The following is a 23,921-nucleotide window of genomic DNA, read 5'->3' as shown; positions in this document are numbered from 1 at the left end:
TTTTTCATGTTGCCAGCGGCGCGATGATAATATTACGGCGGACTTGTTTTTTTGCAACACGGGCTGCCGCACCTGCAATTACCTTATAAAGCTTAGCGCCAACCTGCTGATTTGCGAAAACTTTTAGCATTTTCTTCGCGCTTACCGTCTCAATCGTAAACCCTTTTTTACGCTCGAAACCAGAAACGCCCACACTGTACCTGATAAAATCTGTTACGCAACTTAATTAGCAATACCTCTCCATTTCTGTTCCGGCATGTTGTTTGTTTGTGCCAAATCAAAAAAGGCGACGACAGTTTGCGTATTCAGTTTGCTGGCAAGTAATATAGAAGGAAATTTCAGTTTGTAAAAAGGAGAAAAAAATATGTATGTGGCAGCCGAAGCAATTCAACGCCAGGCCTTACTGGAAAAAGCCAATGCAATGATTGTCGAACATAAAGATTATTTTGACGGACTACAGGCTAATGATGTTGAGCAAAACGGGAATGTGCTCATTTTTCGTGGCGATTACTTTCTTGATGAACAGGGGTTGCCAACCGCGAAAAGCACGCTTGTGTTTAACATGTTTAAATTTCTAGCCCAGGAATTATCTCCGCGCTACTACCTGCAAAAATAACGCCCGGCGAAGCGGGCGTTTCACTGCACTTACAGATATGGCTTTTCGCCACGCTGCCATAATTTCAGTAGCAGGCGTTCAGTGCTGGCTGCGGCACTGGATGTGAAGCGATCCATCATGCGCTTGCGACGTGCATAACGCACGCCGATCACCTCATGGTTGCTCATTTCAGCAATAATCAGATCATCACTGGTGCCAATATGGTCGATCAACCCCTTATCCAGGGCTTGGGTACCAAACCAGTGTTCGCCGGTAGCGACCGCATCAATATTCAGTGACGGACGCATTTCATGGACGAATTGTTTAAACAACTGATGAGTTTCATTCAAATCTTCGCGGAACTTCTCGCGTCCCTGCTCCGTGTTTTCACCAAAGAGCGTTAGTGTCCGCTTATACTCTCCGGCCGTATGCAATTCGACATCAATCTCATTACGTTTCAGTAAGCGATTAAAATTAGGGATTTGTGCGACAACACCGATAGAGCCGATAATTGAGAACGGCGCAGCCACAATACGATCGGCAACACACGCCATCATATATCCCCCGCTGGCCGCCACTTTATCAACGGCAACGGTGAGGCGGATACCTTTGCTTCGCAGGCGCTGAAGCTGTGAAGCGGCCAACCCATAGCCATGCACCACGCCGCCCGGGCTTTCCAGACGCAGCAACACTTCATCATTGGTTTTCGCCACCGCCATTACTGCCGAAATTTCTTCACGCAAAGAAGCCACTTCACTAGCGTCGATGCTGCCTTTAAAATCCAGCACGTAAAGCGTCGACTTTCCGTTTTCACTTTTGATCCCTTGTCGGATGCGTGCTTTTGCTACCTTTGTCTCCGTTTTCTCTTTTTTCTTCTGCGCTTTATGCCACAGCTTTTGATCGTGATGCTTCATCGTTGCCAGCATCATGTCATCTTTCATATTGCGATATTGCTCACCAATATCAGTCACTTTTAGCTGGCCACTCTGTCCACGTTTACGTTGCGCCAGATTGACGATAATTAATCCAATCGCAGCAACCGCGACGACTACCGTCACGACCTTAGCCAGGAACAGGCCATAATAAAAAAGTAAGTCCACTCAATCCGCCTTATTTAACATAGCATTAGGATCCCCGCTTAGTGTAACCGAGTCGATGCGCTTCGTCGCCAGATAACCATGCAGATCGCCCGAATTGAGACCCGGAAACATTGAACTGCCCGATAATTTCAGGCATAACACACCTTATTCGGGTTTATCGTACCGCGATCCCCTAAACCATTCGAGTTGCAGAAAGATCCCCCTATTTCTGCATTCGCTAATTGCCAGAGGACAATGTCGTGCACTACCAACCGAAAAGCGATCTGCTCGACCATCGCATCATACTGGTTACGGGTGCCAGCGATGGGATTGGACGCGAAGCCGCACTGACCTACGCCCGCTACGGCGCCCAAGTGGTGCTGTCAGGCCGGAATGCTGAGAAATTACAACATGTCAGTAATGAAATTAATTCTCTGGGGAAAGTGGAGTCGCGCGCGTTCCCCCTTGATTTAGATAGCGCGACTCCCGATGACTGTCACCAGTTTGCTGTCCGGATTGCAGAGTACTATCCGCGACTGGATGGCGTGCTGCATAATGCAGGCGTGTTGGGGGACATTGTGCCGATGGAGCAAATAGAGCCGGATGTCTGGCAACATGTCATGCGAGTCAACGTTAACACGACATTTTTCCTGACCCAGGCTTTACTGCCACTGTTGTTGAAATCCGAAGCTGGTTCACTGATTTTTACCAGCTCCAGCGTCGGACGAACAGGACGAGCTGAATGGGGGGCTTACGCAACGTCAAAGTTTGCAACTGAAGGTATGATGCAGGTACTCGCTGAGGAGTATCGCAGCCGCAATTTACGGGTGAACTGCATTAATCCCGGTGGTACCCGGACGAAAATGCGAGCCAGCGCGTTTCCCAATGAAGATGCCAACAAGCTGAAAACGCCCACCGACATTATGCCATTGTATCTTTATCTTATGGGCGACGACAGCCGTCGTAAAACCGGTATCAGTTTTGATGCACAACCTGGACGTAAACCGGGGGCTGCCGAATAATGGCTATTGATGAACGGTATAAACAGCGCCAACAGCGCCTGAAAGAACACGTTGATGCCCGTGTTGCTACGGCAACCGAAGAGCGCGGCATACTGATGGTATTTACCGGCAACGGTAAAGGTAAAACGACCGCCGCGTTCGGTACTGCAACGCGCGCGGTTGGCCACCAAAAGCAGGTGGGTGTTATTCAGTTTATTAAAGGTGAATGGCCAAACGGTGAACGCAATCTGCTTGAGCCTGCAGGCGTCGAATTCCAGGTGATGGCAACGGGGTTTACCTGGGACACACAAGACCGTGCAAGCGATACCCTGGCCTGCCTCGAGGTCTGGCAGCACGGCAAGCGCATGTTGCAGGATCCCGCGCTTGACCTGGTTATCCTTGATGAGCTGACCTACATGGTAAGTTTTGATTACCTGCCATTAGCTGAAGTGGTCGAGGCATTAACTCAGCGCCCTACTCACCAAAGTGTGATTATAACCGGTCGAGGCTGTCATCGCGATCTGCTTGCCTTAGCAGATACGGTGACTGAAATGCGCCCGGTGAAACACGCGTTTGATAATGGAATTCAGGCGCAGCGAGGCATTGACTGGTAACGGAGATGCCCATCGTATAAAACGGTCTGTTGTTTATCCGTCATTCAGTGCATCAGCGATGCAAAAAGATACCAGCAAAAAAAATCCGGATACGGTATACGTCTCCGGATGATTACCCTACCACGGCTTTAATAATCAGCCCCTAAATCCGTCGGGGGCACGGTACCAGCCGGATATTAATTAAGATCGCTTCGCACTTTTTGCAGGACGACGATTATTACCGCTTGCCTGAGTATGACGTTTTACCGCACGGCGGATCTGATTCGCTTTAGTACGGCGACGATCTTTTTCAACCGGCACCTTACTCACGGTTTCAGGCTTCAGCCCTACCAGTTCACGCAGGTAGTTAGTAGGCTGCAGGTCAAGTTCTGTCCAACCCGCGCGCGGCAGGCCTTTCGGCAGTGAAATGTCACCGTAGCGTACGCGAATCAGGCGACTTACCTGCACGCCAACAGCTTCCCAGAGGCGGCGCACTTCACGGTTACGCCCTTCCGTCAGGGTTACGTTATACCACTGGTTGATTCCCTCACCGCCCGCGAATTTAATGGTTTTAAACGCCGCCGGGCCATCTTCTAACTGCACGCCACGACTCAGTTGGCGAATCTTATCTTCATCAATCTGGCCAAAAACACGCACCGCATATTCACGCTCAACTTCCTGGCTGGGATGCATCAGGCGATTTGCCAGCTCACCATCGGTAGTAAACAATAAAAGTCCGCAGGTGTTCACATCCAGTCGCCCGACAGCAATCCAGCGCGCGCCACGCAGTTTTGGCAAACGATCGAATACGGTTGGGCGGCCTTCAGGATCATTACGGGTGCAGAGTTCACCTTCCGGCTTATAGTAAGCCAGGACACGACAAACTTCGGTTGCGGATTCACTGATAGAAACAAGATGGCCATCAATACGAATTTTCAGCGACTTATCGAGTTCAATACGATCGCCCAGCGTGGCCAACTTGCCATCAACGCTAACGCGACCTGCGGAAATCATGGTTTCGATTTCACGACGTGAACCGTGACCGGCTCGCGCGAGTACTTTTTGTAACTTTTCGCTCATAGAGCACCTCGTTGCCGCCTTCCCAGGCGTCATAATAATGGGTGTAAATCTTTTAAAAACAAGGAGTTAGCTCGTTTAATGTGTGCCATTATACAGCATTAGGATCGCGTTGTAACCTTATTGTTAAAGCACGCATCTCACAGGTTTACAGGAAAGGTTTCACATCACCAGCGCCTTCTCGGGCCACCACGGGGATATCTTCGGTTAAATCGATCACCGTTGTCGGTTGCTGCCCCAAAAAACCACCGTGAATAATTAAATCGACCTGTTTACCAATTGAGTCCTGGATCTCTTCCGGGTCGGACTCCGTAAAATCATTACCCGGCAACATTAGCGAAGTCGACATCATTGGCTCATTCAATGCTTCCAGTAACGCCAGCGCAATCGGATTTGACGGGACACGCAACCCAATCGTTTTGCGCTTCTCATTCATCAAACGGCGCGGTACCTCTTTTGTCGCCTTGAGAATAAACGTGTAATTCCCCGGGGTGTTATTTTTAATCAACCGGAATGCCGTGTTATCAACATGTGCGTAAGTCGACAGCTCAGAGAGATCGCGACACATCAGAGTAAAATTGTGGTTGCCATCCAGTTGACGAATACGGCAAATACGTTCCATCGCATTTTTATCTTCCAGCTTGCAACCTAATGCATAACCAGAATCGGTCGGATAAACGATCACATCCCCCTTCACGAGGTGTTCTACCGCCTGCTTAATCAGCCGCGGCTGCGGATTTTCCGGATGGATATAAAAAAATTGACTCATAAAAACCTCATGCCGCCGCATCGCGCGACGAAATCTTAACTAACCATATCAGGATAACGGGCCCAAACGGCCTCAACACCGCCGGGCAGCCACAATTTTTTCCCTAGCTCAATCCATGGACAGGGCTGATGAAAATCCGATCCTTGTGATGCCGCCAGATGATGTTCCTGAGCATACTGCGCCAGTTGACTGCGCTCCTGAGGTGGCTGCTGACACTGCGCCACTTCCATTGCTTCTCCGCCGCATTCGGCAAAATGAGCAATCAGCCGTTTCAACCACTTAGCAGACAAACCATAACGACCAGGATGCGCCAGCACCGCTCGGCCTCCAGAATGGTGAATGGCATTAATAGCGTGTTCTATTGTACACCACTGGGGAGGGACATAACCGGTTTTACCCCGCGCAAGGTAGTTTTTAAACACCTGCGCCATATTATCCGCTTTCCCCTGGGCGATAAGATAACGCGCAAAATGGCCGCGCGTCACAGCGCCGCCGTCGGCCAATGCCATAGCGCCTTCCAACGCACCCGGGATCTGCGCCTTGGCCAGCCGTTCAGCAATCAGTTGCGCACGTATCAATCGACTGTCATTTTGCCCCTGAAGAAAATCAGCAAATTGCGGGTTATGGATATCCATACCGAGCCCAACAATGTGGATTTCATGATTTTCCCACAACGTTGAAATTTCCACGCCGTTAATCAGTTGCAGTGCTAATTGATGCTTTGCAATCGCGTCACGTGCAGATTGAATACCGGCTACCGTATCGTGGTCGGTAATTGCCAGCACCCCTACACGCATCTCTACCGCGCGCAATACCAACGCTTCCGGAGTTAACAGGCCGTCTGAGGCTTGCGTATGACTGTGGAGATCGTAAATCGTGAAATGATTGAGGGGCGTAACGGCTGTCAAAAGTACTCCGATATTGTAGGAATTGAGTAGCGCATGATAGCGATAATTACGCCTGAGGGGAAAAAGGGTATTGACTTTTTTCCTGCGAACCAGTTAACTAGTACACAAGTTCACGCACAGGGTATTAAATGATGATGAATCTCTACACATTTATGAATGGTTGGTGGCGCACTTCTCCCTGACAGGGCGACGTCATCGCGCACATTCCGTGTAGAAGTGCAGATACCCGAGCCCGCCGCAAGCGGGCTTTTTTTTGAGCGAAATTTAGAGAAAACATCATGTCAAACGCGAAACCTACATTGAAGTTGATTACCGGCAGCGCGCCTTATCGCGAAGATCCGGCCGCCGTGTTCCATCAGCTATGCGGAGCTCGTCCGGCAACGCTGTTGCTCGAATCAGCGGACATTGACAGCAAACGTAATCTTAAAAGTCTGCTAATCGTCGACAGTGCCTTGCGCATTACCGCGCAGGAAAAGAGAGTGACCATTCAGGCGCTCTCAGAAAATGGTCGTGCATTGTTGCCCTTACTTGATGAGGTACTGCCTGCCGAAGTTATCAACCACGTTCGTCCAGACGGTCGCGAGCTAATTTTCCCTGAAATCACGCTGCTGCAGGATGAAGATGCCCGTTTACAATCACTGTCGGTGTTTGATGCGCTGCGTCTGTTTCCACAGTTGATTAATACGCCCGAAGAAGAGCGTGAAGCAATGCTGTTGGGCGGCCTTTTTGCCTATGACCTGGTTGCCGGGTTCGAAGATCTGCCCGCACTGGAAAGTAATCAGCGCTGCCCGGATTACTGCTTTTACCTTGCGGAAACATTACTGGTTATCGATCACCAGACTCAAACATCACGCTTGCAGGCCAGTCTTTTTGTGCCCTCTACTGCTGAGTTCCAGCGTCTGCAACGCCGCATTGAGCAGTTGCATGTTCAAATGCTACAACCTGCGCCAGCGTTACCGGTACAGCGCGTCGAGAAAATGGCACTGAGCTGCAGCCAAAGTGATGAAGCTTATTGCGACGTCGTCCGTAACATGCAGAAAGCAATCCGCATTGGTGAAATTTTTCAGGTGGTCCCTTCTCGGCGCTTCTCGTTGCCCTGTCCGTCGCCGCTGGCCGCATACGACAATCTGAAAAACAGTAATCCCAGCCCATATATGTTTTTTATGCAGGACCGGGATTTCAGCCTATTTGGCGCCTCACCGGAAAGTTCGTTGAAATACGAATCAACGCAGCGCCAGATCGAAATCTATCCAATTGCCGGTACGCGGCCACGCGGACGCCATGCAGATGGTTCACTGGATCGCGATATGGATAGCCGTATTGAGCTGGAAATGCGTACAGATCATAAAGAAATGGCTGAGCACCTAATGCTTGTCGACCTGGCACGCAATGACCTGGCACGTATTTGCGAGCCGGGCAGCCGCTATGTCGCCGATCTGACAAAAGTTGATCGCTATTCATTTGTGATGCATCTGGTTTCCCGGGTGGTCGGCACGCTGCGTCACGATCTTGATGTACTACACGCCTATCGCGCCTGCATGAATATGGGAACGCTAAGCGGTGCGCCAAAAGTCCGCGCTATGCAGTTAATTGCCCATGCAGAAGGTACTCGACGCGGCAGTTACGGTGGTGCTGTTGGATACTTCACCGCTCAGGGCGACCTTGATACTTGTATCGTTATCCGCTCCGCATACGTTGAAGACGGAATTGCCACTGTACAGGCTGGTGCGGGCGTTGTGCTCGACTCTAATCCACAGGCGGAAGCCGACGAAAGTCGCAATAAAGCACGCGCAGTATTACGCGCCATCGCGACTGCCCATCATTGCCCGGAGATTTTCTAATGGCCGATATCCTGCTTCTCGACAATATCGACTCTTTTACTTACAACCTCGTCGATCAATTACGTGCCTTTGGTCATAACGTGGTGATCTACCGCAATAATGTGCCTGTCGATACGCTGATTGCCCGTCTACAACTGATGGAAAATCCGGTGTTAATGCTATCTCCTGGACCGGGTGCGCCATCAGAAGCGGGGTGTATGCCCGCGTTGTTACAACGCCTGCGAGGACAGTTACCGATTATTGGTATCTGCTTAGGCCATCAGGCAATTGTGGAAGCCTACGGTGGTCATGTGGGCCAGGCAGGTGAGATTCTGCACGGTAAAGCTTCATCAATAAACCATGACGGGCAAGCCATGTTTGCCGGACTCAGTAATCCTCTGCCGGTAGCCCGTTATCACTCGCTTGTCGGTAGCAATACGCCAGAAGAATTAACAGTCAATGCTACCTTCAACGGCATGGTGATGGCAGTTCGCCATGATACCGATCGCGTATGTGGATTTCAGTTCCATCCCGAATCAATCCTCACCTCTCAGGGTGCGCGTCTGCTTGAGCAAACCCTCAGCTGGGCGCTGGCGTAATCTCAGGAGAATATGATGCAAACCATTTTGGAAAAACTTTATCAGGCGCAAACGCTCAGCCAGCAAGAGAGCCAGACGCTATTTTCCGCCATTATTAGCGGCCAGTTAGAACCCACGCAATTAGCTGCTGCCCTTATTGCCATGAAGGTACGCGGTGAGCAACCTGAAGAGATTGCAGGTGCGGCAACGGCGCTACTGGCAGATGCGAAGCCATTCCCAAGACCGGATTATGCTTTTGCCGATATCGTCGGTACCGGCGGTGACGGCAGTAATAGCATTAATATATCCACTGCCAGCGCCTTTGTTGCGGCAGCCTGTGGCTTAAAAGTGGCAAAACATGGTAACCGTAGTGTTTCCAGTAAATCAGGGTCATCTGATTTGCTGGCTGCTTTTGGTATCAGTCTGGACATGCCCGCGGAAAAAGCTCGCGAGGCGCTGGATGATCTCAACGTCTGTTTCCTGTTTGCACCGCAGTATCACAGCGGTTTCCGCCATGCGATGCCGGTTCGCCAGCAGTTAAAAACGCGTACCCTATTTAATGTCCTGGGCCCATTGATTAATCCGGCGCGTCCCCCACTTGCAGTGATTGGTGTATACAGTCCGGAACTGGTGTTGCCAGTCGCACAAACGCTGCGTGTATTGGGTTATCAGCGTGCAGCAGTGGTGCACGGCGGTGGTATGGATGAAGTTGCCCTACACAGTACGACGCATGTTGCAGAATTGCGTGACGGTGAAATCACCAGCTATCCGTTGACGCCGGAAGATTTCGGTATGAGTTTTCATCCGCAAGAAGCACTGGCAGGCGGCACGCCGGAAGAAAATCGTGACATTCTGACCCGATTACTTCAGGGTAATGGCGAGCGCGCCCATGAAGAGGCCGTAGCAATAAATGTTGCAATGTTGTTAAAGGTCTTTGGGCACGAAGATCTTCGTGAGAACGCCCAACACGCGCTGGAAGTCATTCGCAGTGGGCAGGCCTATCAACGTGTTGTTGCACTGGCAGCAAGAGGATAATCATGCAGGAAACCGTACTCAATAAAATCGTGCAGGATAAGGCAGTCTGGATTGAAGAGCGCAAAGCACAGCAGCCGCTGGCTTCTTTTCAGAATGAGGTAAAACCCGCTACGCGTAGTTTTTATCACGCACTGCAAGGCGCGCGTACCGTGTTTATTCTGGAGTGCAAAAAAGCCTCTCCCTCTAAGGGACTGATCCGCAAAGATTTTGATCCGGAAACTATCGCAGGCGTTTATAAACACTACGCATCTGCAGTCTCGGTATTAACCGATGAGAAATATTTTCAGGGCAGCTTTGATTTTCTGCCCATCGTCTCGGCCGCCATTACCCAACCGGTATTATGCAAAGATTTCATCATCGACCCTTATCAGATTTACCTGGCTCGTTACTATCAAGGCGATGCGATTTTATTGATGCTTTCTGTTCTGAGCGACGAACAGTACCGTCAGTTAGCCGCCGTAGCGCACAGTCTGAACATGGGAGTGCTGACCGAGGTGATCAGCGAAGAGGAATTAGAACGTGCCACCGCATTGGGTGCCAAAGTCGTCGGCATTAATAACCGCGACTTACGCGATTTGTCGATTGACCTGAATCGCACCCGCCAGTTGGCGCCTCGCCTTTCCCACGGCGTAACGGTAATCAGCGAGTCCGGCATCAATAATTATACGCAGGTACGTGAACTCAGTCACTTTGCCAATGGCTTCCTTATTGGCTCAGCGCTGATGGCTGAGCCCGATCTGCATGCTGCCGTGCGCCGGGTCATTTTGGGCGACAATAAAGTGTGCGGTCTCACGCGAAGCGAAGATGCACGTTCCGCGCACGCTGCCGGGGCAATATACGGCGGCTTAATTTTCGCTGAAGGTTCACCGCGTTTTGTAGAGCGCGCGCAAGCACAGCAGATTATGGCGGCGGCTCCCTTGAAGTATGTGGGTGTCTTCCGTAATGTCGCTATCGATGATGTGGTCGCTACGGCAACCTCGCTGGCACTTCATGCCGTGCAGCTTCACGGCGAAGAAGATCGCGACTATGTTACTGCGCTGCGCATCGTCTTGCCTCCGGAGATCAAAATCTGGAAAGCCTTCAGCGTGAAAGATAACTTACCAACACGCGACTGGCAGCATGTCGATCGCTACGTATTTGATAACGGTAACGGCGGTAGCGGACAACGTTTTGATTGGTCCCTGCTCGCTGGACAACAACTCAGCAATGTATTGCTGGCTGGCGGTTTAAGCGCGGATAACTGTGTTGAAGCAGCACGGTTGGGCTGTGCGGGGCTGGATTTTAATTCGGGCGTGGAAAGCCAGCCTGGCATCAAGGATAACGCTAAAATCGCGGCGGTTTTTCAAACCCTAAAAGCGTATTAATTAGCAGGGCCGGGTGATCCCGCATCATCATTGTGAATTGGTCGCGCCAATCCAATAGAGAAAAGAGACGCAAAATGACTTTACTGAACCCCTATTTTGGTGAATTTGGCGGTATGTATGTACCACAAATTTTGATGCCAGCACTTAATCAACTGGAAGAAGCCTTTGTTAGCGCTCAGCGCGATCCGGCGTTTCAGGCCGAATTTACCGGGCTGCTGAAAAATTATGCAGGCCGCCCTACGGCATTAACTCTGTGTCAGAATCTGACAAAAGGCAGTAAAACCCGCCTTTATCTGAAGCGTGAAGATCTGCTTCACGGTGGTGCCCACAAAACCAACCAGGTATTAGGTCAGGCCCTGCTGGCGAAACGTATGGGTAAAACAGAGATCATAGCGGAAACCGGCGCAGGACAGCACGGCGTAGCCTCTGCACTGGCAAGCGCGCTGCTCGGTCTGAAATGTCGGGTTTACATGGGCGCAAAAGACATTGAGCGCCAGTCACCCAATGTATTCCGTATGCGTTTGATGGGAGCCGAAGTGATCCCGGTTCACAGCGGCTCTTCCACATTAAAAGATGCGTGTAATGAAGCGTTACGCGACTGGTCTGGCAGCTATGAGCACGCCCATTACATGCTCGGCACCGCTGCTGGCCCACATCCCTATCCCACCATTGTCCGTGAATTTCAGCGTATGATTGGTGAGGAAACTAAAGCACAAATTCTGGAAAAAGAAGGTCGTTTACCTGATGCGGTTCTTGCCTGCGTTGGTGGCGGCTCGAATGCCATCGGCATGTTCGCTGATTTTATCGATGAGGCTGGCGTTGGCCTGATTGGTGTTGAACCTGCCGGACACGGTATTGAAACCGGTGAACATGGCGCGCCGCTAAAACATGGTCGTGTCGGCATTTACTTTGGTATGAAATCACCAATGATGCAGACGGACGAGGGGCAGATTGAAGAGTCCTACTCTATTTCGGCCGGCCTGGATTTTCCTTCTGTCGGGCCCCAGCATGCGCACCTTAACAGCATTGGCCGGGCTGAATATGTTTCAGTTACCGATGACGAAGCACTGGATGCCTTTAAAACGCTGTGTCGTTCTGAAGGGATTATCCCTGCTCTGGAGTCTTCTCATGCGCTGGCATACGCATTGAAAATGATCCGCGAGAATCCGGAGAAAGAACAACTGCTTGTAGTCAATCTCTCAGGACGTGGAGATAAAGATATTTTCACCGTTCATGATATTCTGAAAGCGAAGGGAGAAATCTAATGGGACGTTATCAGCAACTGTTTACCCGTCTTGATGCCAAAAAAGAAGGCGCTTTTGTTCCTTTCGTGACCCTTGGCGACCCCTCACCTGAGTTGTCATTGAAAATCATCGATACTCTGGTAGCCGCCGGTGCTGATGCATTAGAACTTGGCGTACCTTTCTCTGATCCGCTAGCCGATGGTCCAACTATTCAGAATGCAAACCTGCGCGCCTTTACCGCAGGAGTTACAGTGTCACAATGTTTTGAGATGCTGGCAGCGATTCGTCAGAAATACCCTGCGATACCCATCGGCCTGTTAATGTACGCCAATCTGGTGTTCTCTAAAGGGGTGGATGATTTTTATGCGCGCTGTGCAGCGGTTGGGGTGGATTCCGTACTGGTTGCCGATGTTCCGATCGAAGAGTCGGCCCCCTTTCGCCAGGCCGCGCTCCGCCATAACATCGATCCAATTTTTATCTGTCCCCCTAACGCCAATGATGATCTTCTGCGGGAAATCGCCTCACATGGTCGCGGTTATACCTACTTGCTCTCGCGCACTGGCGTAACCGGGGCAGAAAAACGTGCTAATTTACCGTTACAGCACCTTATTGAAAAGTTGCGTGAATATCATGCAGCTCCTCCTTTGCAGGGGTTTGGCATCTCGGAACCTTCACAGGTGAAAGAGGCGGTTACGGCTGGTGCTGCCGGCGCAATTTCAGGCTCGGCAATTGTTAAAATTATCGAGATGCACCATGGCCAACCCGAGGTAATGCTGAACGAACTTCATCACTTTGTCAGCAGCCTGAAAGCGGCTTCACGCGGCTAATCACTGCAGGCTATTCGGGTGGGGAATCTGTATGATACTCGCTGGAATAGCCTGGCAATCGCCCTACCGCGTAACGTGCTATTTCCTTTCTGTTTTTTTTCATCTCTCGTTTGTACATTTTCCACTTCTGTTTCACAATTACAGTGTTTCCGTCACCACTGACGGAGATGGCAGCCCAAAGCGACCGACGTTAAAGCAGGGAACGTATGCCGGTAAGCACCTTATGGGTGTTTCGGACGCGCAAAAGGAACGGCGCAGGTGATGCAGAGAGGGTATATCATTGTGATAAGACAGGGAGATAGACATGAAGTTATTTAAAGTCTTAACGGGTACGGTTATAGCAGCGGTCGTTGCTTTGTCAGTAAGCGCCTGTGCGCCGACGTCGACAAAGGAAGGTACGGGTGGATATATCGATGACACCGTAGTCACCACGAAAGTAAAAGGTCAGTTACTTCGTGATGAATCATTAAAATCAACCGAAATCAACGTAGAAACCTTTAAAGGTCGGGTACAACTGAGCGGTTTTGTCTCCTCTCCGCAGATGGCAAATCGTGCCGTTGAGGTGACGCGCGGCGTAGCAGGCGTGAAATCCGTCGTCAATAATATGCAGATCAAATAGCACACTTCAATAATGTAAAAACCGCCTTATTCGGGCGGTTTTTATCTCGCAGCCGCCCAGCAAAAAGTCTTACACTGTCGATCGACTGACGGACCTTATTGCTTATTCAGAACCGATAACCAGCTCCGAAGAAAAACACCCATGGATCGATGCGCAAATTGATATTTTGCTGCTCACCATTGGCTTTAAACTTAACTTCGGTATCAATATCCATGTACCACACCGACATATTAAGCATCCAGTCACGATTAATTTGATAATCAAGCCCCGCCTGTCCCGCAATCCCCCATGAGTTTTTTACACTCAAATCGCTGAGTCCGGCTTCGCGGCCCGTACTATTAAATTTTGTATCATAGAACAGGGTATAGTTGATGCCGGCACCAATATAAGGCCGGGCTTTACTGGTACTGTCGAGGAAATACCATTGCGCCATCAGCGTCGGTGGTAACTGGCGCACCTCTGCCAGAGTACCCGTCGCCCCCAACCCCACTTTATGACGGAACGGCGTTGCCGCTAGCAGTTCAATACCCACATTATCAGTCGCCATCCAGGTAAAAGTTAAACCCAACTGAGTATTGTTATCGACGCTGAACGACCCCATCCCTAACACGTTATCCGAACCCGCCGTAGGACGCACCGTAGCAGAACCCGCGCGCATAAAGAAGTCCCCAGCCTGATGGGCCGCTGCTATTCCCGGGATTGCCGTTGCTAACATCAGTATGAATGGTGTCAGTTTCATACAAACTCCTTTTTCAGAACAATAATAAGCGAATACCCCTTTGGGGGTAAAAGAACAATTCCCGCGACTCTTTTACCGCTATTCTCCCGAAAAATCATGCAAATCATTTTTTTTAAACTTCTTAAAAAACAATGAATTGATTTAGATCAATTTCCTTAACCCTTATGGGACGTAGATACCTATTGTAGAAAGCTGAACGAGCAGATATTTTGCTTGCCTCCATCAATGTGATTTTGGTTCGAAGCCTCGGAGGGGTGGGCGATCAAATGAGCGATAATCTCAATCCTTGCATTACCTGTGGCGCATGTTGCGCCTATTTTCGTGTCTCTTTTTACTGGGCTGAAGCTGATGACAGCGGCGGCTGCGTACCTGCTGATTTGACCGAGCCTTTAACACCATTTTTGCGGGCTATGGCGGGGACTAACAGTAAAAATCCGCGCTGCACTTCGCTTCAGGGACAGATTGGTGAGTGCGTCTCTTGCGGTATTTATAACAACAGGCCGACGCCTTGCCGTGAATTTAAAATGTCAGGAGAGGATGGTGAGCAGAATGAAGCCTGCGATCGTGCCCGAGCTAAATATGGCCTGCCGCCGCTTTTTCACTCATCATTACCAACAATAACCGAAAGTTATGTAAGTCGGGGTGCCAGCGCCCTTCCAGACGATGTACAATCGCTGGGTCTGTAGCCAACGTAATTGAAGTTGCCATAATGGCAAAAAGCACGCTTATCCCAAGCCACTGGTACTCTTCCGGATTAGGGTAAGCGTCTTCAACTACTAAGGATATATAAACCCAGTTTGACCCAAGGAGTGTACATGTCTATCACGGCGGGCTCGTTATACCGTGACACGGGGAATTTTCTTCGTCATCAGTTAATTACAGTTGTTTTGCTGTCGCTACTGACGTCTTTCATTACGGTCATCATCGCTCATGCTCTGACGCCAGGTGCTGACCAGCTATCTATCCTGGGTGAAGGCGAAAGCGGCAGCGCCGCATCTCTGTTTGAAATGGTGAGAAATATGTCGCCAGAACAGCAACAGGTGCTGCTTCGTGCTTCGGCTGCCGGGACCTTTGCCTCACTGGCGGGGAATGTCTTGTTACTGGGTGGTATGCTCTGCTTAATTCCGCTGGTTTCTGCTGGTCAGCGCATCAGTGCATTGCGGGCCATTGGTGCTTCAGCGCCGCTTCTGCCCCGTTTGCTGTTAATGACCTTTTTGATTACGCTGCTGGTTCAACTCGGCTTTATGGTGCTGGTGGTTCCTGGCGTGCTTCTGGCGATTGTGTTCTCATTTTCGCCTATAATCACCGCCACGGAAAAAATCGGGGTATTTGCCTCGATGCGTGCCAGCGCCCGTCTGGCATGGGGACAAATGAAACTGGTCGCGCCTGCGGTAGTTCTCTGGCTGCTGGCGAAAATTGTGCTCATGCTGCTGGCCTCTTCATTCACTGTACTTCCACCCACTTTCGCTTCTGTGATATTCAATGCCATCAGTAATCTGATTTCAGCAATATTGATTATCTATTTGTTTCGTCTTTATATGCTGTTACGTTAATCCGTGGGCATGCCCTTTATCGGGCGTGCCACTTGGATTAGTCTGAAGAGAACGATGAACACGACGAGTTGCGGGCAAATGCCCTAAAAATAACCTGGGCCGCAGGACGGTGGCAAGGGAACGCGTCTCGATGAACTTACTTGTGTAGGTTTTCGGGTGAGTGACAGCAGCCAGCAAACCTGCAGCCTGACGTACCACGGGCAAATGCCGTTTGTTATCTGGATACCGACTATGAAGCAGTTACTTGATTTCCTCCCATTGGTGGTTTTTTTCGTCTTTTATAAGCTCTACGATATTTTTGTTGCTTCCGGCGCGTTGATAGTTGCAACCGGACTGGCGCTTGTCGTCAGTTGGGTGCTTTATCGCAGGCTGGAGAAGATGACAATTTTTACGTTTGTTCTGGTAGCCATCTTTGGAACACTGACGCTGGTGTTCCATAATGATGAGTTTATCAAATGGAAAGTGACGGTTATTTATAGCCTGTTTGCCGTTGCCCTGCTCTACAGCCAGCTGTTTATGAAGCAGCCGCTGATTCAGAGCATGCTGGGGAAAGAGATCACTCTTCCCGCCGCCGCCTGGCGGAAGCTAAATGTCGCCTGGGCGTTATTTTTCCTTGCCTGCGGCCTGGCAAATATCTATGTCGCCTTCTGGTTGCCACAAACGGTTTGGGTAAATTTCAAAGTATTCGGCTTAACAGCCTTCACGCTGTTATTTACGCTGGTAAGCGGCATTTATATTTATCGATTAATGCCGCAGGAACAAAAATAATGATCTTTCCCCGGCATCTGTTGGTGCCGGGGACTGTTGGCTAATTAGCCGTCTATTTTAGAAGAAGCGAAGCAATGGACGATAAACGCAAACTGCCGCAAGGCGAAGTTGTGCTACGAACGCTGGCAATGCCCGCCGACACTAACGCTAATGGCGATATTTTTGGTGGCTGGTTGATGTCGCAGATGGATATGGGGGGCGCTATCCTCGCCAAAGAGATTGCTGAAGGCAGGGTAGTCACCGTTCGCGTTGATGGTATGACTTTCTTAAAACCGGTCGCTGTAGGAGACGTCGTGTGCTGTTATGCCCGCTGTATGCGAACCGGTAACAGCTCCATCACCATCAATGTTGAGGTGTGGATTAAAAAGGTCTCCTCAGAGCCTATCGGCCAGCGCTATCGCGCAACCGAAGCCGTTTTTGTCTACGTCGCGGTTGATGCTGAAGGTAAATCACGCCCGCTCCCCCCCGGAAAAAGCGATTTCATCCACATCGATGAGCAAGACGCCTGACAATAGCAGCGTAAGCCGCCTGTGTCCCTACCGCCACGCCGCTTAGCAATGGTTCCTGACGATCGTAAACCATCCGCACAAAGATCAGAAGAGCAATGCGTACCCTTGCTCTTCTGATTTTAGTCGTTCAGTGCCCGTTGTCTATTCAACGCGGGTGCCACCATCAAGGCGGAAAATAATATTCATCGTAATATTCTGGCCTGGTTTCCCTGGCTCGTAGCGCCACTTTTTCATGGCCCTTTTCACTTCACGCTCAAACATATTTTTGGGATCGGCGGAAAGGATGCGCGCATTATCTACCCGGCCATCACTATCAACATCAAACTGGACGCGAACACGCCCCTCAACATGAAGCGCAAACGCACGGGGTGGATACGCGGGTTTCTCTACGCTCAATGAACGCGGCCCCGTTGATACCGCTTGCTTCGGTGGATTGTTGGCGACCTTTGGTGCAGAAGGCGGCTGTGGCGTCTCTCGTGGAGGCGTATCGCTTTTGAACGGCGATGTTTCACGCGGCTCAGTCTTGGGTTTAGCTTCACGTTTCGGCTTAACGACTTCTTTTTTTACCGGTTTTGGCTTCGGTTTAGGCTCCGGCTTTGGCATCGGCACCGACTCTGGCTTGGGCGGTTCTGGTGCCGGGGCTGGTTCTTGTTGTGTTTCTGGTTCAGGTTCAGGCTCAGGCTGTGGCTGTGGCTGTGGTGTTGGTTCCGGGACCGCCACGGGCTCCGGTTGTACTTCAGGTGCCACCATAGTCACACTGATGGGTTGAGACGCTTTCGGCACTTCAACAACCTGGTGGAAAGAGGCATAGAGCAAACCCGCGATCACCGAGCCATGTAATGCAATGGAAAGCAGTACTGGCAGAGAGAGACGTCGGGGTAATGTCATTGTTAGCGTCGTCATAAGCATTCGGTTGTTTTAGTGAGGCACTAATAGTAAATGCAAATAGCAATCAGTTTCAATAATCATCCTGCTTACAAACGGGAAAAGCGTGTAAATTGTACATATCCTGCGCGTAATCAACCGTACGTTATCTTTCAATTGCACAATACTTAACGATGACTTAACGTGATTGCCGTATCTCAATGCCCCGACAGGAGTTCAGAACGTGCTCTACGTAATTTACGCTGAAGATAATGCCGACTCGCTGGAAAAACGCGCCTCCGTACGCCCTGCTCATCTCGCACGGCTGCAATTGTTACATGATGAAGGCCGCCTGATTATCGCCGGACCGCTGCCAGCTGTTGATAGCAACGATCCCGGCGCAGCAGGATTTACCGGTTCAACAGTTATTGCCGAGTTTCCATCACTGGAAGCGGCAGAATCATGGGCAGAAGACGATCCCTATGTTGCGGCTGGTGTCTACAGGCAAGTTGCAGTTAAGCCCTTCAAAAGGGTGTTTTAATCTGCAGAAAAAAAATAAAAGTGAGCAGGGTCTTTTCTGACAAACAAAGTCTTTTGCTCGCTTTTGCTTAAACTGAATTGCCGCCATTTTACTTCTGGCATACCTACCCGTAGTCAATATCGTTAGAAACGTCCCAATCTACCTTCAATAAAGCGTATGACCTTTACAGAATTGCTCGTCGCCGAGCAAACCTTCCCCTCAAGGTTGCTTATTCATATTGGGAAATAAACAGGATTGAACGGCGGTGCTGCTGGCTAGCCTGACGACGGAAGGCGTGCATTCGACCATAGCGACGGGATTGCCCTTCCAGCCAACGCGATCTGCGACGCTGCACCTGGCGTACCATTCGCCATCTCCCCACTTCATTCCTGCTACGCCTCATCTCACCCTCTTTCACTAAAAAGTACGCGATGTATTATATCTCTTACATGCCATGTTCCAACCCCGATAGCTCTCCCCACATGACGTTTACGCGGCTTTATACCAATTAATAGCATAATGGGGGGCAGATATCGTGACGATTGTTAATGGAAAAGGCGTTAAGGGGTTTCACGATATGCCATCTCCACGTAAACTTCGATAACGAAAGCGTGAACAGGACTTCCACTTGATGACCACTTTTTACACCTTAGTCAGTTGGTTATTGTTATTTGGTTATTGGCTATTGATTGCCGGCGTGACGCTACGGATCCTGATGAAGCGCCGCGCGGTAACCTCCGCCATGGCATGGTTATTAATTATTTATATCCTGCCATTGGTCGGTATCATTGCTTATCTCTCCTTTGGTGAGTTGCATCTGGGCAAAAGACGTGCCGAACGGGCACGTACCATGTGGCCCTCAACGGCTAAATGGCTTAGCGACCTAAAATCCAGTCACCATATTTTTGCCACTGAAAATAGTGACGTCGCACGTTCGCTGTTTCAACTTTGTGAGAATCGTCAGGGGATTGCGGGCGTCAAAGGCAATCAGCTACAGCTACTCACTACCTCCGATGCCACGATGAAAGCGTTGATCCGCGATATCCAACTGGCGCGGCATAATATTGAGATGGTGTTCTACATCTGGCAGCCTGGTGGAATGGCGGATGAAGTAGCTGAATCGTTGATGGCAGCATCCCGCCGCGGCGTTCACTGCCGGCTGATGCTCGATTCTGCGGGTAGCGTCGCTTTTTTCCGTAGCCCATGGCCCGCCATGATGCGCAATGCAGGAATAGACGTTGTTGAAGCACTACAGGTCAGCCTGCTGCGCGTCTTCCTTCGACGCATGGACCTTCGCCAACATCGTAAAGTGGTGCTGATAGATAATTATATTGCCTATACCGGCAGCATGAACCTTGTCGACCCGCGTTATTTTAAACAGGATGCGGGAGTCGGCCAGTGGATAGATTTGATGGCACGCATGGAAGGTCCGGTGGCGACGACCATGGGCATTATCTACTCCTGCGACTGGGAAATCGAAACGGGCAAACGCATTCTACCGCCGCCGCCTGATGATAATATAATGCCGTTTGAACAAGAGAGCGGGCATACTATTCAGGTTATCGCCTCCGGCCCTGGCTTCCCGGAAGATATGATTCACCAGGCGTTGCTGACGGCGGTTTACTCCGCGCGGGAGCAGTTGATCATGACAACGCCCTACTTCGTTCCCAGTGACGATTTGCTGCACGCCATTTGTACCGCAGCCCAACGAGGTGTGGACGTCAATTTGATCGTGCCCCATCACAATGATTCTTTGCTGGTAGGCTGGGCAAGCCGCGCTTTTTTTGCTGAACTGCTGGACGCTGGCGTAAAAATTTATCAGTTCGAAGGTGGATTGCTGCACACGAAAAGCGTGCTGGTTGATGGTCAACTGAGCCTGGTCGGTACCGTTAATCTGGATATGCGTAGTCTGTGGCTTAATTTTGAAATTACGTTAGTCATTGACGATGACGGATTTGGTAGTGATTTAGCCCGAGTACAGGACGATTATATCGCCCGTTCCCGGCTGGTTGACGCGAAACGCTGGTCACGCCGTGCCTGGTGGCAGCGTATCGTGGAGCGACTGTTTTACTTCTTCAGTCCGTTATTGTAAACGCGCAAAATTGTAAACCGCCCTCGGGGCAAACAGGATAAAACATGGATTTAGCGAATCGCCTTACCGAAGATGAAACCCTTGAACAGGCTTATGATATTTTCCTTGAACTGGCAGGTGATAATCTCGATCCGGCAGATATTATTCTTTTCAATTTGCAATTCGAAGAACGTGGGGGTGCCGAGCTGTTTGATCCTTCTGAAGACTGGCACGAACACGTCGATTTCGATCTAAATCCCGACTTTTTCTCAGAAGTGGTTATTGGTTTAGGTGAGGCTGACGGCGAACCGATTACGGATGTTTTCGCCCGCGTATTGCTTTGTCGTGAGAAGGATCACAAGCTATGTCATATCCTGTGGCGCGAGTAATTTTTCGCCGGCACTGACCTTTTAGTAAAAAAGCCGCCTCTCTGAGAGGCGGCTTTTTCTTTATAACGGATCCACTTTTAAGCAAGAGACCGCATGGCGGAAACTGCCTTCGAGCAAAGGCCGTGTTTTCGCACACTCCGGCCCGGCAATCGGACAACGAGTCCGAAATACGCACCCTGAAGGCGGATTAATCGGTGACGGCAACTCCCCTTCCAGCAATTGGATAGTTTTTTGCTTCTCCAAATCCGGGTCAGGAATGGGGACTGCCGACATCAGTGCTCGCGTATACGGATGTTGGGGATCGTTATATACCGAGTCATAGGTTCCCAGTTCGACCGCATGCCCCAGATACATGACCAAAACACGATCGGAAATATGTTTCACCACCGCCAGATCGTGTGCGATAAAAATCAACGAAAGCCCCATTTCGCGCTGTAACTGCTGCAGCAAATTCACGACCTGTGCCTGAATCGACACGTCGAGCGCCGAGACAGGCTCATCGCAAATAATGAGTTTTGGTTCGAGGATTAACGCTCGCGCAATACCGATACGCTGGCACTGACCGCCAGAAAATTCATGCGGGTATCGGTTAATCAGATTAGGCAATAGTCCAACTTTCATCATCATCGCTTTAACGCGATCTTTGACTTCCTGACGTGCCATTTTGGGATGATAAGTGCGCAGCGGCTCGGCGATGATATCGCCAATGGTCATACGCGGGTTGAGTGACGCTAACGGGTCCTGGAAAATCATCTGGATATCGCTGCGCGCTTTACGCCACTCCTCTTCGCTCTGTCCCAGAAGATCGCGCCCCAGCCAGGCGACGCGCCCATCGGTGGCTTTCACCAGACCGATAATCGCGCGCGCCAGTGTTGATTTGCCACAGCCAGACTCGCCCACTACGCCCAGCGTTTCCCCTTCGTACAGTCGTAAGCTTACGCCATCGACAGCCTTCAGGGTTTTTGATGGTTGCCAGAACCACTGTTTGCCATCTTTAATATCAAAATGCACTTTCAGATCGGCTATTTCCAGCAGGACTTTTTTCTCGACAACAGTGTTCATGCTAACGCCTCCACTGGTTTAAAGCAGGCGCGCAGGCGCCCATCACCAAAGGGTTCCAGTGGTGGTGTAGTAGAACAAATATCCATCGCATGCGCGCAGCGAGGCTGGAAGGGACAGCCTTTTGGTAAACGCAACAGGTTCGGTGGGTTACCCGGAATGGTCATGAGCGACTCACCTTCTTCAGCATCAAGACGTGGTACGGCATTTAGCAAGCCAATCGAATAGGGATGCGCAGGATGATAAAAGACATCGCGTGCTTGCCCATACTCCATGGTACGTCCGGCATACATCACCAGTACCTTATTACAGATACCCGCAACCACACCCAAATCATGCGTTATCATGATGATAGCGGTATTAAATTCACGCTTCAGCTCATTCAGTAACGTCAGGATTTGTGCCTGAACCGTAACGTCGAGCGCAGTGGTTGGCTCATCGGCAATCAACAGTTTAGGGCGGCAAAGCAATGCCATCGCGATCATCACACGCTGGCGCATCCCGCCGGAAAACTCGTGCGGATACATTTTCATACGCTTACGCGCTTCCGGCATTTTTACTGCATCCAGCATACGCACGGATTCTTCAAATGCCTGGCTATTGCTCATGCCTTTATGCAGCTGCAGGACTTCCATCAATTGCTCCCCAACCCGCATATAAGGATTGAGTGAGGTCATGGGGTCCTGAAATATCATTGCGATTTGCTCAGCACGCAGTTTGTTAAGCTGTTTTTCCGGCAGGTTGAGGATCTCTTTGCCATTAAACAACGCCGAGCCGCCGATACGCCCGTTATTCGCCAGCAGTCCCATTAACGCAAAAGCCGTTTGCGATTTACCTGAACCTGATTCGCCGACAATACCCAGTGTCTCACCGGCTCGCAGGCTAAAATTGAGATCGTTTACCGCGGTGACATCACCGTCTGGCGTGGAAAAGGTGACACGCAGGTCTTTTACACTCAGCAGCGTATCGCTTCCCGCGCTTTTCGCCATTGCTGGCTGTATTTCAATGGTACTCATCGGGAAACTCCTTAACGATCTTTCGGGTCGAGGGCATCACGCAGGCCATCGCCAATAAAGTTAAAACAGAACAGGGTCACGACCAAAAAACCGGCAGGATAAAGCAGCAACCACGGTGAAACCTCCATGGAATTTGCACCATCACTCAGCAGTGCTCCCCAGCTGCTCAGCGGTTCCTGCGTCCCCAGACCAAGAAAGCTCAGGAAGGACTCAAACAGGATCATACTGGGCACCAGCAGTGAGGCGTAGACCACCACCACACCCAGTACGTTCGGCACGATATGCCGTATGACAATGTTAAAGGTCGATACACCGCCAACCTGGGCCGCTTCAATAAACTCTTTACGCTTCAGACTTAATGTTTGACCCCGTACGATACGCGCCATATCCAGCCAGGAAACCATACCAATCGCCACAAAGATCAGCAGGATATTTTGCCCAAAGAAGGTAACCAGCAGAATGACGAAAAACATAAACGGAAAGGAGTTCAGGATCTCCAGCAGACGCATCATTACCGAGTCAATTTTACCGCCCAGATAGCCCGCCAGCGAGCCATACAACGTGCCCAACAGTACGGCAACGAGAGCAGCAGAAACACCAACCATCAGCGAAATACGCCCACCGATCGCCACCCGGACCAGCAGATCGCGCCCGGAGGAATCCGTGCCGAAATAGTGGCCAGAGGCCATATCCGGTGCAGCAGACATCATCGCCCAGTCAGTATCATCATAGGTAAATGACGCCAGCATCGGTGCAAAAGCAACGAACAGGGCAATCAGTAACAGCACAAATAAGCTGGCCAGCGCGGCACGGTTATGAATAAAACGACGGCGCGCGTCCTGCCACAGGCTACGCCCTTCGACTTCCAGCTTTTCACTGAACGCATCAAGAGCTTCGCTATTTTTCTTACTCAAAATCATGGCA

The 23,921-nt window shown here is 50.5% G+C and carries 26 protein-coding genes, 1 pseudogene and 1 other annotated feature; of the genes and pseudogenes, 16 read left to right on the top strand and 11 right to left on the bottom strand.

What is annotated here, in order from left to right; translation table 11 throughout:
- Positions 1–4 precede the first annotated feature (4 nt).
- Positions 5–193, bottom strand: coding sequence for a hypothetical protein (locus tag J1C60_RS08675; RefSeq protein ID WP_182611402.1), 189 nt, complete (start codon positions 191–193; stop codon positions 5–7).
- Between the two features lie 171 nt (positions 194–364).
- On the opposite strand from J1C60_RS08675, the gene J1C60_RS08670 reads away from it, so the two are divergent.
- On the top strand, positions 365–616 hold the full coding sequence (locus J1C60_RS08670; RefSeq protein ID WP_128174625.1) for a DUF2498 family protein: 252 nt from the start codon (positions 365–367) through the stop codon (positions 614–616).
- Between the two features lie 29 nt (positions 617–645).
- Here the strand turns inward: J1C60_RS08670 and sohB are convergent, their stop codons facing one another.
- Positions 646–1,695, bottom strand: coding sequence for a protease SohB (sohB, locus tag J1C60_RS08665; protein WP_128174627.1), 1,050 nt, complete (start codon positions 1,693–1,695; stop codon positions 646–648).
- A 239-nt stretch (positions 1,696–1,934) separates the two neighbouring features.
- On the opposite strand from sohB, the gene J1C60_RS08660 reads away from it, so the two are divergent.
- Both J1C60_RS08660 and cobO read left to right on the top strand, forming a co-directional pair.
- Positions 1,935–2,696, top strand: a complete 762-nt coding sequence (locus J1C60_RS08660; protein ID WP_128174629.1) for a YciK family oxidoreductase — start codon at positions 1,935–1,937, stop codon at positions 2,694–2,696.
- Entirely contained in the window at positions 2,696–3,289 is a 594-nt protein-coding gene (gene cobO, locus J1C60_RS08655; RefSeq protein WP_128174631.1) for a cob(I)yrinic acid a,c-diamide adenosyltransferase, read from the top strand. The genes J1C60_RS08660 and cobO overlap by 1 nt, the downstream gene beginning before the upstream one ends.
- Before the next feature lie 180 nt (positions 3,290–3,469).
- Here the strand turns inward: cobO and rluB are convergent, their stop codons facing one another.
- The 3 genes from rluB to rnm form a co-directional block, all read right to left on the bottom strand.
- The gene (gene rluB / locus J1C60_RS08650) at positions 3,470–4,348 is read right to left on the bottom strand and encodes a 23S rRNA pseudouridine(2605) synthase RluB (protein ID WP_128174632.1); all 879 of its coding nucleotides are present in this window, start codon (positions 4,346–4,348) and stop codon (positions 3,470–3,472) included.
- 145 nt (positions 4,349–4,493) lie between these two features.
- Positions 4,494–5,114, bottom strand: coding sequence for an L-threonylcarbamoyladenylate synthase (locus J1C60_RS08645; protein WP_128174634.1), 621 nt, complete (start codon positions 5,112–5,114; stop codon positions 4,494–4,496).
- Positions 5,115–5,149: 35 nt separating this feature from the next.
- Positions 5,150–6,022 (bottom strand): RNase RNM, encoded by an 873-nt coding sequence (rnm, locus tag J1C60_RS08640; RefSeq protein WP_128174636.1) that lies wholly within the window; start codon positions 6,020–6,022, stop codon positions 5,150–5,152.
- Positions 6,023–6,177: 155 nt separating this feature from the next.
- Positions 6,178–6,277: a sequence feature (Trp leader region), on the top strand.
- A 23-nt stretch (positions 6,278–6,300) separates the two neighbouring features.
- On the opposite strand from rnm, the gene J1C60_RS08635 reads away from it, so the two are divergent.
- The 6 genes and pseudogenes from J1C60_RS08635 (at position 6,301) to J1C60_RS08610 (ending at position 13,509) form a co-directional block, all read left to right on the top strand.
- On the top strand, positions 6,301–7,863 hold the full coding sequence (locus tag J1C60_RS08635; RefSeq protein ID WP_128174638.1) for an anthranilate synthase component 1: 1,563 nt from the start codon (positions 6,301–6,303) through the stop codon (positions 7,861–7,863).
- Positions 7,863–9,455, top strand: a pseudogene (gene trpD / locus J1C60_RS08630) (bifunctional anthranilate synthase glutamate amidotransferase component TrpG/anthranilate phosphoribosyltransferase TrpD). The gene J1C60_RS08635 and the pseudogene trpD overlap by 1 nt, the downstream one beginning before the upstream one ends.
- 2 nt (positions 9,456–9,457) lie before the next feature.
- Positions 9,458–10,819 carry a bifunctional indole-3-glycerol-phosphate synthase TrpC/phosphoribosylanthranilate isomerase TrpF gene (gene trpCF, locus J1C60_RS08625; RefSeq protein WP_128174642.1) on the top strand — a complete coding sequence of 454 codons (1,362 nt, stop codon included), beginning with the start codon at positions 9,458–9,460 and terminating at the stop codon, positions 10,817–10,819.
- 74 nt (positions 10,820–10,893) lie between these two features.
- Complete coding sequence (gene trpB / locus J1C60_RS08620; RefSeq protein ID WP_128174644.1) at positions 10,894–12,084, top strand: tryptophan synthase subunit beta; 1,191 nt, start codon at positions 10,894–10,896, stop codon at positions 12,082–12,084.
- A complete protein-coding gene (gene trpA, locus J1C60_RS08615; protein ID WP_128174646.1) occupies positions 12,084–12,890 on the top strand; it encodes a tryptophan synthase subunit alpha in 807 nt (268 codons plus the stop codon). The genes trpB and trpA overlap by 1 nt, the downstream gene beginning before the upstream one ends.
- 304 nt (positions 12,891–13,194) lie before the next feature.
- A complete protein-coding gene (locus J1C60_RS08610; RefSeq protein WP_128174647.1) occupies positions 13,195–13,509 on the top strand; it encodes a BON domain-containing protein in 315 nt (104 codons plus the stop codon).
- Positions 13,510–13,615: 106 nt separating this feature from the next.
- On the opposite strand, the gene ompW is transcribed toward J1C60_RS08610, so the two are convergent.
- Positions 13,616–14,248: an outer membrane protein OmpW gene (gene ompW, locus J1C60_RS08605; RefSeq protein WP_128174649.1), complete on the bottom strand. Its 633-nt coding sequence runs from the start codon at positions 14,246–14,248 to the stop codon at positions 13,616–13,618.
- Between the two features lie 266 nt (positions 14,249–14,514).
- Here ompW and J1C60_RS08600 point away from each other — a divergent pair, with 266 nt between their 5' ends.
- From J1C60_RS08600 to yciA, 4 genes are all read left to right on the top strand, one after another.
- Positions 14,515–14,934, top strand: coding sequence for a YkgJ family cysteine cluster protein (locus tag J1C60_RS08600; protein WP_128174651.1), 420 nt, complete (start codon positions 14,515–14,517; stop codon positions 14,932–14,934).
- A 129-nt stretch (positions 14,935–15,063) separates the two neighbouring features.
- Positions 15,064–15,801 carry a YciC family protein gene (locus J1C60_RS08595; RefSeq protein ID WP_128174652.1) on the top strand — a complete coding sequence of 246 codons (738 nt, stop codon included), beginning with the start codon at positions 15,064–15,066 and terminating at the stop codon, positions 15,799–15,801.
- A gap of 231 nt (positions 15,802–16,032) precedes the next feature.
- Complete coding sequence (locus J1C60_RS08590) at positions 16,033–16,569, top strand: septation protein A (RefSeq protein WP_128174654.1); 537 nt, start codon at positions 16,033–16,035, stop codon at positions 16,567–16,569.
- A 74-nt stretch (positions 16,570–16,643) separates the two neighbouring features.
- On the top strand, positions 16,644–17,078 hold the full coding sequence (yciA, locus tag J1C60_RS08585) for an acyl-CoA thioester hydrolase YciA (RefSeq protein WP_128174656.1): 435 nt from the start codon (positions 16,644–16,646) through the stop codon (positions 17,076–17,078).
- 141 nt (positions 17,079–17,219) lie between these two features.
- Here the strand turns inward: yciA and tonB are convergent, their stop codons facing one another.
- Positions 17,220–17,981 carry a TonB system transport protein TonB gene (gene tonB, locus J1C60_RS08580; protein WP_128174658.1) on the bottom strand — a complete coding sequence of 254 codons (762 nt, stop codon included), beginning with the start codon at positions 17,979–17,981 and terminating at the stop codon, positions 17,220–17,222.
- 205 nt (positions 17,982–18,186) lie between these two features.
- Between tonB and J1C60_RS08575 the strand changes: the two genes are divergently transcribed.
- Positions 18,187–18,483, top strand: coding sequence for a YciI family protein (locus tag J1C60_RS08575; RefSeq protein ID WP_128174660.1), 297 nt, complete (start codon positions 18,187–18,189; stop codon positions 18,481–18,483).
- Between the two features lie 208 nt (positions 18,484–18,691).
- On the opposite strand, the gene J1C60_RS08570 is transcribed toward J1C60_RS08575, so the two are convergent.
- Positions 18,692–18,865 carry a YciY family protein gene (locus J1C60_RS08570; protein ID WP_128174662.1) on the bottom strand — a complete coding sequence of 58 codons (174 nt, stop codon included), beginning with the start codon at positions 18,863–18,865 and terminating at the stop codon, positions 18,692–18,694.
- A gap of 228 nt (positions 18,866–19,093) precedes the next feature.
- Between J1C60_RS08570 and cls the strand changes: the two genes are divergently transcribed.
- Positions 19,094–20,554, top strand: coding sequence for a cardiolipin synthase (gene cls / locus J1C60_RS08565; RefSeq protein WP_128174664.1), 1,461 nt, complete (start codon positions 19,094–19,096; stop codon positions 20,552–20,554).
- Positions 20,555–20,598: 44 nt separating this feature from the next.
- Positions 20,599–20,922, top strand: a complete 324-nt coding sequence (locus J1C60_RS08560) for an HI1450 family dsDNA-mimic protein (RefSeq protein ID WP_128174665.1) — start codon at positions 20,599–20,601, stop codon at positions 20,920–20,922.
- Between the two features lie 60 nt (positions 20,923–20,982).
- Here J1C60_RS08560 and oppF read toward each other — a convergent pair whose 3' ends face one another.
- From oppF to oppC, 3 genes are read right to left on the bottom strand one after another with little or no spacing between them, the layout of a single operon-like run.
- Entirely contained in the window at positions 20,983–21,984 is a 1,002-nt protein-coding gene (gene oppF, locus J1C60_RS08555) for a murein tripeptide/oligopeptide ABC transporter ATP binding protein OppF (RefSeq protein WP_128174667.1), read from the bottom strand.
- Positions 21,981–22,997 (bottom strand): ABC transporter ATP-binding protein, encoded by a 1,017-nt coding sequence (gene oppD, locus J1C60_RS08550; protein WP_128174669.1) that lies wholly within the window; start codon positions 22,995–22,997, stop codon positions 21,981–21,983. Before oppD ends, oppF begins: the two co-directional genes overlap by 4 nt.
- Positions 22,998–23,008: 11 nt before the next feature.
- The gene (oppC, locus tag J1C60_RS08545; RefSeq protein WP_128174671.1) at positions 23,009–23,917 is read right to left on the bottom strand and encodes an oligopeptide ABC transporter permease OppC; all 909 of its coding nucleotides are present in this window, start codon (positions 23,915–23,917) and stop codon (positions 23,009–23,011) included.
- Positions 23,918–23,921 lie beyond the last annotated feature (4 nt).

Origin of the sequence: [Pantoea] beijingensis (genome assembly GCF_022647505.1) — a bacterium.
Lineage (GTDB): Bacteria > Pseudomonadota > Gammaproteobacteria > Enterobacterales > Enterobacteriaceae > Erwinia > Erwinia beijingensis.
The sequence above is the reverse complement of the archived record's forward strand: the minus strand, read 5'-3'. Positions and strand labels throughout refer to the sequence as shown.